This window comes from Isoptericola sp. NPDC055063, assembly GCF_053608125.1.
This window is the reverse complement of the sequence record NZ_JBSGUW010000016.1, coordinates 86,698-101,094: the sequence shown is the minus strand read 5'-3', so window position 1 is coordinate 101,094 and position 14,397 is coordinate 86,698. Positions and strand designations below refer to the sequence as shown.

9 protein-coding genes are annotated in these 14,397 nt (G+C 70.1%); 8 read left to right on the top strand and 1 reads right to left on the bottom strand.

The features are described 5' to 3' along the window. Window positions 1-53: 53 nt before the first annotated feature. Window positions 54-797 carry a helix-turn-helix domain-containing protein gene (locus tag ACWF41_RS18650; RefSeq protein WP_380319688.1) on the bottom strand — a complete coding sequence of 248 codons (744 nt, stop codon included), beginning with the start codon at window positions 795-797 and terminating at the stop codon, window positions 54-56. Between the two features lie 207 nt (window positions 798-1,004). On the opposite strand from ACWF41_RS18650, the gene ACWF41_RS18645 reads away from it, so the two are divergent. From ACWF41_RS18645 to ACWF41_RS18610, 8 genes are all read left to right on the top strand, one after another. Then, window positions 1,005-4,298, top strand: a complete 3,294-nt coding sequence (locus tag ACWF41_RS18645; RefSeq protein ID WP_380319663.1) for a DUF5107 domain-containing protein — start codon at window positions 1,005-1,007, stop codon at window positions 4,296-4,298. A 5-nt stretch (window positions 4,299-4,303) separates the two neighbouring features. Further along, window positions 4,304-5,311: a hypothetical protein gene (locus ACWF41_RS18640; RefSeq protein ID WP_380319666.1), complete on the top strand. Its 1,008-nt coding sequence runs from the start codon at window positions 4,304-4,306 to the stop codon at window positions 5,309-5,311. Further along, complete coding sequence (locus tag ACWF41_RS18635; protein WP_380319669.1) at window positions 5,308-6,396, top strand: mandelate racemase/muconate lactonizing enzyme family protein; 1,089 nt, start codon at window positions 5,308-5,310, stop codon at window positions 6,394-6,396. The genes ACWF41_RS18640 and ACWF41_RS18635 overlap by 4 nt, the downstream gene beginning before the upstream one ends. A gap of 88 nt (window positions 6,397-6,484) precedes the next feature. Then, window positions 6,485-6,826 (top strand): L-rhamnose mutarotase, encoded by a 342-nt coding sequence (locus tag ACWF41_RS18630; RefSeq protein ID WP_380319672.1) that lies wholly within the window; start codon window positions 6,485-6,487, stop codon window positions 6,824-6,826. A 120-nt stretch (window positions 6,827-6,946) separates the two neighbouring features. Further along, on the top strand, window positions 6,947-8,245 hold the full coding sequence (locus tag ACWF41_RS18625) for an ABC transporter substrate-binding protein (protein ID WP_380319674.1): 1,299 nt from the start codon (window positions 6,947-6,949) through the stop codon (window positions 8,243-8,245). A 239-nt stretch (window positions 8,246-8,484) separates the two neighbouring features. Continuing rightward, window positions 8,485-9,324: a carbohydrate ABC transporter permease gene (locus ACWF41_RS18620; protein ID WP_380319677.1), complete on the top strand. Its 840-nt coding sequence runs from the start codon at window positions 8,485-8,487 to the stop codon at window positions 9,322-9,324. After that, the gene (locus tag ACWF41_RS18615; protein ID WP_380319680.1) at window positions 9,324-10,148 is read left to right on the top strand and encodes a carbohydrate ABC transporter permease; all 825 of its coding nucleotides are present in this window, start codon (window positions 9,324-9,326) and stop codon (window positions 10,146-10,148) included. The genes ACWF41_RS18620 and ACWF41_RS18615 overlap by 1 nt, the downstream gene beginning before the upstream one ends. Before the next feature lie 25 nt (window positions 10,149-10,173). Continuing rightward, window positions 10,174-14,202, top strand: coding sequence for a discoidin domain-containing protein (locus ACWF41_RS18610; RefSeq protein ID WP_380319683.1), 4,029 nt, complete (start codon window positions 10,174-10,176; stop codon window positions 14,200-14,202). Window positions 14,203-14,397 lie beyond the last annotated feature (195 nt).

Sequence of the window (14,397 nt, the reverse complement as noted above, 5' to 3'; positions counted from 1 at the left end):
TCGAGGCCCGGTCAGGAGGTAGAGCCCAGAGGAACGCGGCCTTCCCCGGCGGGCTACCCCTTGGACTGGGCCCGGTAGGCGCGCGGCGTCGTGCCGTGGACGGCCCTGAAACGCCGGGAGAAGTAGTACGGGTCGTCGTAGCCGACGGCGCTGGCGATCCGGGCGACCGGTTCTCGCGTGGTGTCGAGCAGATGTCGGGCGCGTGCCATCCGTTGTTCGGTCTGGTAGCGCAGGACCGAGGTGCCGAAACGTCGTCGAAAGAGGCTGGAGAAGTAGGACGCCGAGAGGCTGGCCACGGTTGCAAGCCCGTCGACCGTGACGTGTGCTGCGGGGTTCTCGCGCAGCGCGGCCCCGGCGTCCTCGATCGCACGGTCGACGGATCCCGTCGCTGGGCGCTCCGTCGCCAGCAACGAGAACAGGTGCCATGCCGCTCCTGCCGCACCGACGAGGCTCTCCCGGGTCGTGTCTCGCTCGAGCGCGGTCACGACCTCCTCAATCAGACCCTGCACGCGGAACCGGTCGCCGGGCGTTCGAACCAGCCCGCGCGAACCCGCTGCGACGAGGTCGTCGACGTCGGTCCCGGCGGCGTGCAACCACCAGACGGTCCACGGGTCGTCGGCGTCGGCGCCGTACCGGTGCGGGCGGTCACGAGGCAGGACCACGACGTCCCCAGGGGCGACGGCGTGCCGCTCGCCCTCAGTCTCGACCCACCCGAGACCTGCCGCGCAGGCGAGAACCACTGCCTGCGGAATCCCCGCGGGGCGCTCGCGGAGGTGGAAGCCCGCGACGGGGAACATGCCGCAGTCGGTGACGGTGAGCCTCGAGGTGATGGGGTCGGCGAGTGCTCGTGCCACCCGTGGGCGGGGCAGCACGACGAGACGCTGTCCCGCGAACCCTTCGGCGATCTGCACGGTCCGATCGTGGCCCGGCGAAAGTCGTTTCGTCCATCTCCCTCGCAGGATCCTGTATTCCGGGCGCTCGTCGGGCGACCCTACGTTGACTGCATGTCGTCCCTCAGCGCGAGCACCGCGCGCATCGTCCTGCCCCCCGTCCCTGCGGCGCTGCAGGACCGCGAGGTAGCGGTCTGGAGCGAGCCGGTCGAGATCGCGACCTATCTCCCGGAGCCGCCCGACTCGTTCCCGGCCTTCCTGGATCGACGTGTGTACCAGGGGTCGAGCGGTCGGGTGTTCCCGTTGTCCTTCCACGAGCGGATCTCTCCGGAGCGCCGTCCTCGCCTGTGGCAGGCGATCCACCTCGAGAACGAGTGGCTGCGCCTGATGATCCTGCCCGAGCTGGGTGGCCGTATCCACGTCGCCTACGACAAGCGGGCGGGCTACGACATCTTCTACCGCAACAACGTCATCAAGCCGGCACTCGTCGGTCTCGCAGGGCCGTGGATCTCCGGGGGAGTGGAGTTCAACTGGCCGCAGCACCATCGTCCGGCGACGTTCTTGCCGGTCGACGTCGAGATCGAGGAGACCGACGAGACCGCGACGGTGTGGTGCTCCGACCATGATCCCTTCGCTCGGATGAAGGGCATGCACGGGGTCCGGTTGTCCGCCGACTCGTCCCGGATCGACCTCCTCGTACGCCTCTACAACCGCTCCGAGGTCCGACAGACGTTCCTCTGGTGGGCCAACGTCGCAGCTCGCGTCGACGGCGACTACCAGGCATTCTTTCCGCGCGATGTCCGCCACGTCGCCGACCATGCGCGGCGGGCCGTCACCTCCTTTCCCGCCGCCGACCGTCCGTACTACGGCGTGGACTATCCGGCGCGGGGTGCGGCCGTCGAGGGGAGCGACCGGCTCGACTGGTACCACCACATCCCCGTTCCGACCTCGTACATGGTCACGGAGTCCAGCGAGGAGTTCTTCGGCGGGTACGACCACGGTCGTGACGCGGGATTCGTGCACTGGGCGCCGCGAGAGGTGTCGCCGGGCAAGAAGATGTGGACGTGGGGGAACGCGCCCTTCGGCCAGGCCTGGGACCGCAACCTCACCGACGACGACGGCCCGTACATCGAGCTCATGGCCGGTGTCTACACCGACAACCAGCCCGACTTCGCCTGGATCGCGCCCGGTGAGGCGAAGGAGTTCGCCCAGTGCTGGTACCCGATCCGAGGGATCGGCCCGGCCACGAGCGCCAGCAGGTCGGCGTCGGCGAGTGTCCACCGCGACGGCGACCTGGTGCGGATCGGCCTCGTCGCGTCCACGCGGCTCTCCCCGGCGGTCGTTCGTGTCCTCGCGGACGGCGCACAGGTCCTCCGGGAGGACGTGGACCTCCAGCCCGACGAGCCGTGGTGGTGCACCGTGGTCTCGGCCGTCCCCGTCGAGGTCCTGCTCGACAAGGACGGCACGGTCGTCCTGACGGCGCCCGAGCTCGAGCCCGACCCCTCGCCGCCGCCGCGGGCGGCCGTCGCACCGCCGCGGCCCGCGGACGTGGCGACGATCGACGAGCTGCACCAGATCGCCGTGTACCTGCGCCAGTACCGGCACGCCACTCGCCGCCCAGAGCCGTACTGGGAGGAGATGCTCCGCCGTGACCCCGGCGAGACCAGGGCCGCGACCGCGCTCGGTGCAGCCGCGCACGCCGAGGGCCGGTACGGCGAAGCGGAGTCGCTGCTGCGGGGCGCCGTCGACCGGCTCACCGCCTGGGCACAGACACCCGCGAGCGGCGAGGCGCACTACCTCCTCGGCCTCGTGCTCCTGCGGCTCGGCCGAGACACGGAGGCGCGCACCCTTCTCGCGCGGGCCGCCTGGGACGCTGCGTGGGAGCTGCCGGCCGGCTTCGCGCTGGCCAGGTCGCTCACGTCGGTGGACCGGTCGCGCGCGATCGAGCATCTCGTCGCACTCACGCGTCGTCATCCTGACCATGCCCAGGCTTCCTGCCTGCTCGCCGCGCTTCTCGCTGATGCGGGACGTGCTCAGGAGGCACGGTCCGTCGCTTCCGGCGTGCTCGAACGAGATCCGCTCGACCAGTGGGCCCGCGACCTCCTCGGGCTTCCTCCGTCGAACGACCCCACGATCGTGCTCGACGTCGCGCTCGAGTACGCCGCCGCACGGCTCGACGGCGAGGTGCTGCGCGTGCTCGACGTCGTCGTCGCCTCGCCGGCCACCGCGCTCGGCCAGGTGAACGTGGTCCCTCTCGCGCACTACCACCGCGCGGTCGTCCTCGAGAGGCTCGGGCGCGCCGACGACGGGGCTGCCGCGCGCGCGGCAGCCCGCGCGAGCGACCCGCGCTGGTGTGCCGCGTCGCGTCTCGACGACGTGGCCGCGCTCGAGGCCGCCCGCGGCGCCGACCCCCGCGACGCCCTTGCTGCTCTGCTCCACGGGAACTGGCTGTACGACCGCGGACGACACGCCGAGGCTGTGAACGCCTGGACGGCGGTCGTGCGCGCCGGGTCGGATGCCTGGACCGCGGCGGTCGCCCACCGGAACCTGGGGATCGCGGCGTACAACGTGCAGTCGGACCGGAGCGCCGCGGAGCGGAGCTTCACCGAGGCACGCAGCCTCGCGCCGGACAGCGCGAAGCTGCTCTACGAGTGGGATCAGCTCCGGATCCGTCTCGGCCACACGCCTGACGCACGGCTCGTCGAGCTCGACGCCGAGCCGGCGCTCGTGAGCCAGCGCGACGACCTGACGGTGGCCCGCGCCGAGGCGCTGCTCGCGGTCGGACGCGTCACCGAGGCGCGGGAGTCGCTCGCAGGCCGTGAGTTCCAGCCGTGGGAGGGCGGCGAGGGCAAGGTGCTGGCGGCGTGGGACGGCGTCGCGCTCGCGACGGCTCGCGCCGCCCTGGCGCACGGTCGTCCTGCGGATGCGGTCGCGGCGATGCGATCTGCGCTGCAGCCGCCGACGACGCTCGGCGAGGCGAGGCACCCTCTGGCCAACGACTCCGAGCTGCGGGTCGTCCTCGGCGACGCGCTGGCCGCGAGCGGACGTCCGGCGGAAGCCGCGACGGAGTGGGAGCACGCTGCCGCCTTCACCGGCGACTTCGCGCGGATGAGCCCGCAGCCCTACAGCGCGAGCACGATCTGGTCGATCCTCGCGCTGCGCCGCCTGGGCAGGGTCGAGGACGCGGCACAGGTCGAGAACGCGCTGCGACGGTGGGTGGAGGAGCAGGCAGGCGTCCCCGCGACCATCGACTACTTCGCGACGTCGCTGCCCACGATGCTCCTGTTCGTCGACGACCCGCAGGTCGAACGTGATCAGGAGGTCGCCGCCATCCGATCGAAGCTGACGCTGCTCGAGGGGTCTCCGGTGCCGGGGCGTCGGGGCCCGGCCGCGGCCGGCGAAGCATGACACGGGTGGGAGCGGCCGAGCACGGGCCGGACGCCGACCCGTCGCTCGCCGTGCACCGGGTCAGGAACGACCGGTTGGACCTCGCCTTCCTCCCGGCGGTCGGCGGGCGACTGCTCTCGCTCCGGGTCGACGGCCACGAGCTTCTCTGGCAGAACCCCGACCTCTTCGACCCGTCGGCCCGCCCCCGTCTCCGGCGGGCGCAGTGGCCGGTCCCCGACGGCACGGCCGGTTCCTGGTCCAATGCCGGAGGCTCGAAGACCTGGGTCGCACCCCAGCGACGTCGCGACGCGCCCGGGTGGACGGGCCCGCCCGATCCGGTCTTCGACGACGGACGGTGGTCGTGGGCGAGCCGGCCGACGCAGGTCGGAATCGAGCTGAGCATGTCGAGCGAGTCGGACGCCGTGACCGGTCTGCGGATGCACCGCACGTTCACCGTCCCCCGGCGAGGCACGTCGTTCCTGCTCCGCATCGAGCAGGAGAACGTCTCGACCGTTCCTGTCCGCTGGTCCCCGTGGGAGGTGTGCCAGGTTCCGTGGGCGGTCGACGGGCGGGGGTGCCGTCCGCGCATCGAGCTGGCGAACAGGGGTGAGGCGCCCGTCGATCTCGGCGACTGGGTCGGGAGCGCGCGCTGGCGGCAGGACGGCTCGTGGCTCGTGCTGCCGTGGCAGCACGTGGTGGCGAAGCGCGGCGTGGCCGACGCGACCGGGTGCGTCCGCTGGGTGGGCCCGAGGGGCGAGACGCTGGAGCTCGGCTTCGACCCCGACGACGATGCCGAGTACCCCGACGGTGGTTCGCGTGCCGAGGTGTGGATGCAGTGCCCGACCACGGCACCGCTGTCGGGCACCGACGGGATGTGGCCGAGGCACGCCTACGCCGAGCTGGAGGTGCTCGGCCCCCTCGTGTCCTTGGCGCCCGGAGACGCCCGGGCCATCGAGATCCGCTGGACGGCGAGCGCGCCGTCCGACATGACGAGACCGACCGACGACCATCCAGATCGGAGCAATGACGCATGACCGTGATCACCGCCGTTCGCGCGAGCCTCGTCGACCTCGAGGTCGAGACCGTCCGGACGGACGCCGTCCAGAGCTTCGTCAAGCAGGAGACGATCCTGGTCGAGATCGAGACGGCCGACGGACTCACCGGCGTGGGCTACTCCTACACCATCGGCACGGGGGGACGTGCGGTGCTCAGCCTGCTCCGCGACCATCTGGTCGAGCGCCTCCTCGGCAAGGACAGTCGCACCGTGGAAGCGATCTGGGCGGACCTGATGTGGTCCACCCACGCGACCGTGGTCGGCGCGATCACCTCGTTGGCGCTCGCAGCGGTCGACACCGCCCTGTGGGACGTCCGCGCCCAGCGAGCGTCCCAGCCCCTGTGGCAGATCGCCGGGGGCCATCGCCGCCGGGTGCCCCTCTACGACACGGAGGGCGGGTGGCTCCACCTGTCCACCGAGGAGCTCGTGGCCGGGGCGCTCGACTCGAAGGCGAAGGGCCTCCGGGGGGTCAAGCTCAAGGTCGGCAGGCCGAGCCTCGTCGACGACCGGGAGCGGCTCCTCGCCGTGCGCGAAGCCGTCGGGGACGAGATGCACCTCATGGTCGACGCGAACCAGTCGATGACGGCCGCGGAAGCGGTCCGCCGCGCTGCGGCGTTCGAGGACGCGAACCTGTTCTGGCTGGAGGAGCCGCTCCCCGCCGACGACGTCAGCGGGCACGCCCGGCTCGCGGCCGCGACGAGCATCCCGATCGCGGTCGGGGAGTCGTTGTACTCGGTCGGCCAGTTCCGGGACTACCTGCACCGCGGCGCCGCCGGCGTCGTCCAGGTCGACGTCGCCCGGATCGGCGGGATCACGCCGTGGCTGAAGGTGGCGCACCTCGCCGAGGCGTACAACACGATCGTCTGTCCGCACTTCCTCATGGAGCTCCACGTCAGCCTTGCCGCCGCGGTCCCGAACGGTGCGTACGTCGAGCACATCCCGCAGCTGCGGGCGATCACCCGCACGGGCCTGGAGATCGAGGACGGCTGCGCCGTCGCCCCGGAGGCTCCCGGGCTCGGGATCGACTGGGACGCCGACGCCATCGACGACCGGCGGGTCGCATGAGCGCGGGCGGAGCCGGATCGGGGCGTGCCCGCGGGCGTTCCGGCGGTCGTGCGCATCGACCTCAGGCGCGAGGGTCGGAGGCGTCCCCATGAGGATCGCGCTGCACTCGACCATCCGGCCCGGGGCGGTCGGCGAGTATCGCCAGCACCACGCCAGGATCCCGGACGAGCTCCGGGACGTGTTCGAGCGGGTGGGCATCCACGACTGGGTCATCTGGCGATCCGGGGACCGGCTGTTCCATGTCGTGGACGTCGACGACTTCGACGCGGCGTTCGCCGCGCTCGGCGACGACCCGGCGAACGCGCGCTGGCAGGCGGACATCGGGCGGTTCGTGGACCGGTTCTTCGGAGCCGAGGGGAGCCCTGGACTGGAGCCGCTCGAGGCCGTCTGGAGCCTTCGGCGTCAGCAGCAGGACGAGGCGTCACCGTGAGCCCGCGCCGCGGGCCCGCCCCTTGACAACCCGCGGGCGTGCGCCCACACTCGAGATACATAAGAAACAAGCTTTAGTAATGCCAGCTCACCGTCGAGCCCAGAGAGCCGAGGAACCACCGTGTCCAAGAAGACTTTCGTATCGTTCAGCGCCGCTGCGGCGGCGGTGGCGCTGCTCGCCGCAGGATGCACGGTCGGGGGCGGGTCCGACACCGGGGACGGCGGCACCGACGACGTCACCCTGACGCTCCTGACATTCGAGACCCCCAATCTCGACGCGGAGTACTGGGACGCGAGCATCGAGCGGGCCAACAAGCTGGTTCCCGGGGTCACCATCGAGAAGCTCGTCGCCCCCACGACCGACCGAGACGCCTACGCCCGTCAGCTGGACTCCACCGGCGAGCTCCCGGACATCATGGTCGCCGTCAACCCGACGGGCCTCGCCGAGGCGGGCAAGCTCGCCGAGTTCTCTCAGGACGAGCTCTCGCACTGGATCGACCCCACGGCGAACAGCTTCGACGGCAAGATCTACCAGCTCCCGACGAACACCCAGACGATCCCGAACGTCTACTACAGCAAGGCGGCGTTCGAGAAGGCCGGCATCGACGAGGTCCCGACGACGTGGGACGCGCTCCTCGACGCAGCCGAGAAGCTCAAGTCCGCCGGCATCACCCCGTTTATCGTCAACGGGGGCGGCTCGGACACGTGGGCGAACATCTACCCGCTCACCGCTCTCGTCGGCACCGACGTCTATGCGGAGGATCCCGACTTCCTGGGCAAGCTCGCCGCGGGAGAGGCCGACTTCTCGGACCCGAAGTTCGCCGGCGCCGTGAGCAAGCTGAAGGAGCTGGTCGACAAGGGTTACATCGACCCCTCGACGCTCGCGAAGACCTACGCCGAGGGACAGGAGGCGTTCCTCGGCGGCGACGGCGGCATGTATCCGATGGGCTCGTGGTTCACCGTCGCTCCCACTGCCGAGCAGCAGGAGGATCTCGGGGTGTTCCCGTGGCCGTCCGACGACGGCTCGCTGGTCATGCCGACGTACACCGGCGGCGGGCTCTCGGTGAGCGCGAGCGCACCCGACGTGGACAAGGCCAAGGAGTGGGCGATCGCCTGGTCCCAGGTCCCCGAGAACCTCGAGGGCGGGGTGCTCGCCGACGGCTTGTTCGTGGCGCTGAAGGACTTCGACCTCCCCGACGGCACGACGAAGCTCTACGACGAGACCCTGTCCCTCTACCAGGAGGCGGAGTCGAGCGGCACCGTGACCGCGGCCTTCGGCAACGAGGGCGGCATCCCGGCGCTGCCCGCGGGCTTCACGGCAGAGGTCAACTCCGCGATCGGCGATCTCGTCAGTGGGCGCACCGACGTGGACGGGTTCGTCGAGCACCTGAACTCCACGTACGCCGAGCTCACGCAGTGAGCACCCGGTCCGCGGTCGTCCGCCGTCGTTCGCGGTCGGCTGCGGACCGGATCCCGCCCGACGGTGCGCGAGGCCGACATGGTCGAGCACCGCTGAACAGTAAGGAACGGTCGAGGATGACCATGGTCACCACGGACCAGAGAGTGCGTTCCGAGGACGGAGCACGCAGGCACGACACCAGCAGGTCGACGAGAGCCTGGATCCAGCGGTGGCAATCCGCGGGCAACTTTGCAGTCTTCGTGCTGCCGGCCCTCACGATCTTCACGGCCGTGGTCTTCGTCCCCATCCTCTGGACGCTCGTCACCGGGTTCACCGACGAACGCGCCACGCGCCCCGTGACGTCATTCGTGGGACTCGACAACTATGCCTTCCTCGTCTCTGACGCGTCGTTCCTGCGGACCCTCGGCAACACCGTGCTGATCACCGCGCTCGTCGTCGTCGTCACGAACGTCCTCGGTATCGCGATCGCACTGCTGCTGCGCAAGAACGGTCGGCTCTACCACCTGCTGCGTAGCGTCTACTTCACGCCGGTCATCCTCTCGTCGGTGGTCGTCTCGGTGATCTGGCGGTCGCTCCTCGTCGACGACGGCCTCGTCAACGCCATGCTGCGGACGATCGGGATCGCCGACCCACCGGGTTGGCTCTCGGACCCGGCCGTCGCGATCTACACCGTCTCCTGGATCCTGGTCTGGCAGCTGCTCGGCTTCGCCGTGGTGGTCTACCTCGCAGGCCTCGCCGGGATCCCCACCGAGCTCGAGGAGGCCGCGAGCCTGGACGGGGCGAGCCCCGTCCAGCGCTTTCGCCACCTGACCTGGCCGCTCATCGCGCCTTCCCTCACGATCACCACGGTCATGCTCATGATCAGCACCTTCAAGGTGTACGACCAGATCGCCGTGCTGACGAACGGCGGACCAGGGAGCGGTGCGACGGCGACCATCGCGTTCGACGTGGTGCAGACCGCCTTCGTCGAGCAGCGGGCGGGGATGGCCTCCGCCATGGCGGGCATCATGCTCGTGATCGTGGCCACCGCGAGTGTCGTCACGCTGCGCGTCCTCCAGCGCCGCGAGGTGACCTACTGATGCCCCGTCTCGCCTGGATGCGGCCCGTCGTGGCGCTCGCCGCCGCCGCATTCTTCGTCCTGCCGCTCTATATCGCGCTGGTGAACGTCTTCAAGCCGAGCGCCGAGGTCATCGCCTCGCCGCTCGCGCTGCCGCTGCAGCCCACGCTCGACAACCTCACGGGCGTGCTGACCCGGCCCGACGGCCTGTTCTGGGCCGGGCTGCTGAACTCGGTCCAGCTCACCGGCATCTCGATCATCATCACGACCCTGCTCGCCGCGATGTGCGCCCACTACCTGGTGCGCGCCGAGCGCGCCTGGGGGCGCGTCCTCCTCGGGGTCATGCTCATCGGCCTCATGATCCCGCCCGCCGTCATCATGGTGCCGATCACCCGCATCCTGCGTGAGATCGGATTGATGACGACCCTCCCGGGTGCAGTGCTCGTGAACGTCGGCTACTACCTGCCGTTCGCCGTCTTCGTCTTCATGGGATTCGTCAGGTCGGTACCCCGCGAGCTCGAGGAAGCCGCGGCCGTCGACGGCGCAGGCAAGTTCCGGACGTTCTGGCAGATCGTCTTCCCTCTCCTGCGGCCCGCGTCGGCAAGCGTGCTCATCTTCCTCGGAGTGTGGATCTGGAACGACTTCCTCACCCCGCTGCTCGTCCTGGGACCGGGCGCAGGCAACACGATCACGGTCGGCATCTACCGATCGATCGGCACCTACCTGCGCGACTACGGGGCGGTGTTCGCCTTCATGTTCCTCGCCACCATCCCGATCCTCGTCTTCTACCTCCTGTTCCAGAAGCACTTCGTCCGCGGACTGACGGGCGGAGCCACCAAGGGTTGACACCCTGACGGAAGGGACCGAACACATGACCCGCACAGCACGCCCGCCGACGATGGCGCGCCGCTCGCGACAAAGGCCCGGACTGCTCGGACTCGCCCTGGTCGTCGCCCTGCTCAGCACCCCCGCGGTGGCGGGGGTCAGCAGCGCCGCCGAGCCGCAGGCCGGGGTCCGTGCCGAGCTGCCCTCGCCCGGCCAGGCCGGGACGGGGGAGACCGAGGCCGGGAACCCGCCGCCGGCCCGGGACTGGGTGGTCCATCCGGTGACGACGCCGTCGACCATCACGGTCCGCGGCAAGTCCATCACCATGTCCAACGGGATCGTGCAGCGGGCGTTCGTCCGCGCGCCGAACCTCTCGACGACGTCGCTGAAGAACCTGGGCACCGGGCAGGAGATGCTCGCGCGCGCGGGAGAGCCCGAGGCCCGGATCAGCCTCGACGGCACCGCGTACGACGTGGGCGGCACCAAGGCGTCCGGGGGATTCGTCTACGCGTCCCACCGGGTCGAGGACAGCACGCAGAAGCCCTACGAGTGGACGCCGTACGAGAAGGACGGCAAGACCCTCAAGCCGTACGCCGAGAAGAAGCCCTGGCCGGCGAAGGGCAAGGCCCTCGTGGTCACCTTCCGCCCGCACGACAGCCTCCCGGACGCCCTCGACGGCGTGACCGTCACCGTGCGGTACGAGATCTACGACGGCATCGCCACCGTGATGAAGAAGGTCTCGGTGGACAACACGAGCGCGGCGCCGGTGATGATCGACGACCTGACCACGGACGTCCTGCACGTGAAGTCCGAGGTCGCCGGGCGTTTCTACCTGGACACCGATTATCACGGCGGTCCGGGTGACAACGCCTCCCGCAACAACGACAAGGACCGCACGTACACCGTCGAGGACGACGGGGACGCCGAGACGTACACCGTGCTCTACAAGGAGGGGCCGGCGTATCGCATCGGGACCGAGGAGCCGCACTGGGGCGGTCACTTCGACGGGTTCCGGAGCTTCATCCTGCTGCACGGCACCGACCACTACGAGGCGCAGCAGATGGAGATCAAGGCGATGTACCGCACCCTCGCGCCGCAGATCACCGAGGACCCGCTGTTCTACCATCTCCTCTCCGACGACCCGACCGCGATCCGTGAATCGGCCGCATCCACGTCGGACATGGGCTTCGAGATGATGATCCAGTCCTTCGGTAGCGGCTTCAACATGCTCAGCACCGATCCTGCGTACCTTGAACGCAAGAAAGAGGACTTCGAAGCGGTCCGCGCGATGGGCATGGATGTCGGCGGCTATACGCTGCTGACGACCGGCACCGTGTTCAACCCGGCCGAGAGCACCTGCGCTTCCGGTTGGGGCAATGTGATGGGTCTCGCGACGACGGGATTCGAGGAGTATCAGCGTCGCGTGCAGTCCATGATGGACACCGCGGGGCTCGACATCGTCGAGCTCGACGGGCCGTGGCCGATGTTCCGCTGCGAGGAGACGAACCACGCGTACGCCGATGGCGGAGACGACTCCGTCTACAAGCAGTGGACCTTCAGCAACGACTTCTACCGCATGATGCGCGAGCGCGGCGCCTATATCAACGCCCCCGACCTGCACTACCTCAACGGCGCGAACAAGAACGTCATCGGCTACGAGGAGTACGGCTGGCGCCAGCCGCGCCAGCAGCAGCTCATGCACGGCCGGCAGTACATCTACAACGGCACCTACGAGAAGTCCCCGTCGGCGACGTGGACGTTCATGCCCATCGACCCGTACCACGGCGGCAACGCCGACGCGATCTTCAAGCCGCTGAAGCAGAACCTGTTCGACTACAGCTGGGGCATCGGGCAGAGCTTCCTGGCCGGCGTCAATCCAGCGTTCCGCGGCACCACGATGGATGACGGCGACGCCGACGTGCATGCGGTCGTGAAGTACTGGGCCGACGTGTACAAGACGTACCGCGAGGTCATCTCCTCCGACATCATCCACATCGTCCCGCCGCGCCAAGCCGAGGGCGACCTCGCCCGGGGCACCGGCATCGACGCGTTCATGCACGCGCGCTCCGACGGTGACGAACGCGCCTTGGTGGCGGTCTTCAACCAGACCGACGAGGCGCAAACGCAGAGCCTGACGGTGCCGCTGTACTACACGGGAATGACCGACCTGACCGAGCCGCCGCAGCCCGTCCCCGGGTCGTATCTCGACACGAAGGACATCCCGGTGTTCGGCCCATACCCGGTGTTCGAGTACTTCCCGAAGCCGGAATGGGCGGGCAGCTATCCGTCAGCGACGCCGACCGCCGAGAAGGTCGATGTTTACCGCGAGGGCGCCGGCACCCCGGCCGATCTCACCATCGACTCCAACGGCAACGCCCAGCTCGACGTGACCCTGCCGCCGATGAGCTTCACGTGGTACGTGGTCACGCCCGACGGCGTCGAACCCGTCGCCGCGCCTGCGAAGCCGGCCGCGCTGCCCGATTTCACCGTGCAGGTGACGGGTGAGCCCTTCGGGTCTCCCGACGCGGACACCGAGCCGGGCGACACCAGCGCGGCTGCGGCGTTCGACGGGAACGTCGACACCTTCTACGACGGGGTCGACACCGGCAGCTTCGCGGGCGTCGACCTCGGGACGGCGGAACCCGTCACCCGCGTGCGGCTGCATCCCCGTGCCGGCCAGGGGGCACTGATGGAGGGAGCGATGATCCAGGGCTCGAACTCCCGCGACGCCGGCTACGTCAACCTGGCGAAGGTCAACTTCGCCCCTGGGGACGGATGGCACGACGTCACGCTCGCGTCGGCAGGCGCCTACCGGTACTACCGGTACGTCGGCGGCACGACGAGGACGAGCGTGGCCGAGATCGAGCTCTTCACCGACCAGAGGCCGCCCACGACCCCGGTCCCGGACCGGCTGACGGGCGAACCGATCGGCTCGGAGGGCGCCGCGGCGGCGTTCGACGGCGACCCGGCCAGCGCGTTCAGCGGGGGAGCGGAGAGCTCCGCGGGACTCGACCTCGGTGCGGGCCAGGCGCGGTCGTTGACCCGATTCCGGTACCACCCTGCGGCGGACGACCCCGGCGCCGCGGCCGGCGCCAGGATCCAGGGGTCGAACAGTCCCGACTCCGGGTTCGTGGACCTGTACACCATTCCCGGCACGCCGGCGGCCGGCTGGCACGAGGCCGTGCTGGAGCCCGGCCCGGCCTACCGCTACTACCGGTACGTGGGCGGCACCGGGGGCACCGCGATCGGCGAGCTGGAGCTGTTCGACAGCCCCGACGGGCTCGTCAAGGCGACCGGGACGCCGTTCGGTACCGCGGACTGGAACAGCGCCCCCGGGGACACGTCGTTCCGTGCGGCGTTCGACGGCAAGGCGAACACCTTCTTCGACGGCATGCCGGTGCCCGGCTACGCGGGGCTCGACCTCGGCGCCGGCAAGGAGAAGGTGCTGAAGGGGCTTCGCTACCACCCGCGATCGAGCTTTCCGGAGCGGATGGCGGGCGCGAAGATCCAGGGATCGAACACGTCGCCCGACGCCGGCTGGGAGGACGTGTACACGTTCGACGGCGAACCCCGGGTGGGTTGGCACACGGCGACGGTCGACAGCACGAAGCCCTACCGCTGGTACCGCATGGTCCGGGCGGACGGGCTGCTCAACGTCGCCGAGCTCGAGCTCTACGTCGCCCCGGAGAACCTCGCCCGGGGCGCCACCGCCACGGGGTCGACGGCGAGCGACGCGGGCCCCGCCGGAGCAGCCGTCGACGGCAAGCTGGGGACGGCGTGGCACTCGGGGACCGGCGACGACCAGTGGCTGACGGTCGACCTGGGGAGCGCGCGGACGTTCAGCACGGTGCGCGCGGTCTGGGGGGAGCACTGGGCCCGGAGCTATCAGGTCCAGACCTCGAACGACGGCCAGGACTGGACCACCCAGCGACTCGTGTTCGAGACGGGTCAGGGGGAGTCGGAGGCGACGGGGCTGTCGACCCCGGTGACGGCTCGCTACGTGCGGATCCTGACGAACACCCCAGGCATCCCGGGGGCAGGCTACGAGCTCCGCGAGCTGCGGGTGCTGTCCTGAGGGGCGACGCCGTGTCCTGACCGCTCCACGAACACCGGTCGGCCGGTGTCGGTCACCGTGGGCCGGGGGGGGTGGGGGGGGAGGGGGGGAGGAAGGGGGGGGGGGGGGGGAGGAGGTGGGGGGGGGAGCGTGGTGTGTCGTTGTTCGACGTGTTGCCCGGTTTCCCCTTTTCTTCCCCCCCCCCCCCCCCCAAGC

Excerpts from the sequence above, each read along its gene's own strand:
- ACWF41_RS18650 (WP_380319688.1), bottom strand. The coding sequence starts at position 797 with ATGTTCCCCGTCGCGGGCTTCCACCTCCGCGAGCGCCCCGCGGGGATT.
- ACWF41_RS18645 (WP_380319663.1), top strand. The coding sequence starts at position 1,005 with ATGTCGTCCCTCAGCGCGAGCACCGCGCGCATCGTCCTGCCCCCCGTC.
- ACWF41_RS18635 (WP_380319669.1), top strand. The coding sequence starts at position 5,308 with ATGACCGTGATCACCGCCGTTCGCGCGAGCCTCGTCGACCTCGAGGTC.
- ACWF41_RS18630 (WP_380319672.1), top strand. The coding sequence starts at position 6,485 with ATGAGGATCGCGCTGCACTCGACCATCCGGCCCGGGGCGGTCGGCGAG.
- ACWF41_RS18615 (WP_380319680.1), top strand. The coding sequence starts at position 9,324 with ATGCCCCGTCTCGCCTGGATGCGGCCCGTCGTGGCGCTCGCCGCCGCC.
- ACWF41_RS18610 (WP_380319683.1), top strand. The coding sequence starts at position 10,174 with ATGACCCGCACAGCACGCCCGCCGACGATGGCGCGCCGCTCGCGACAA.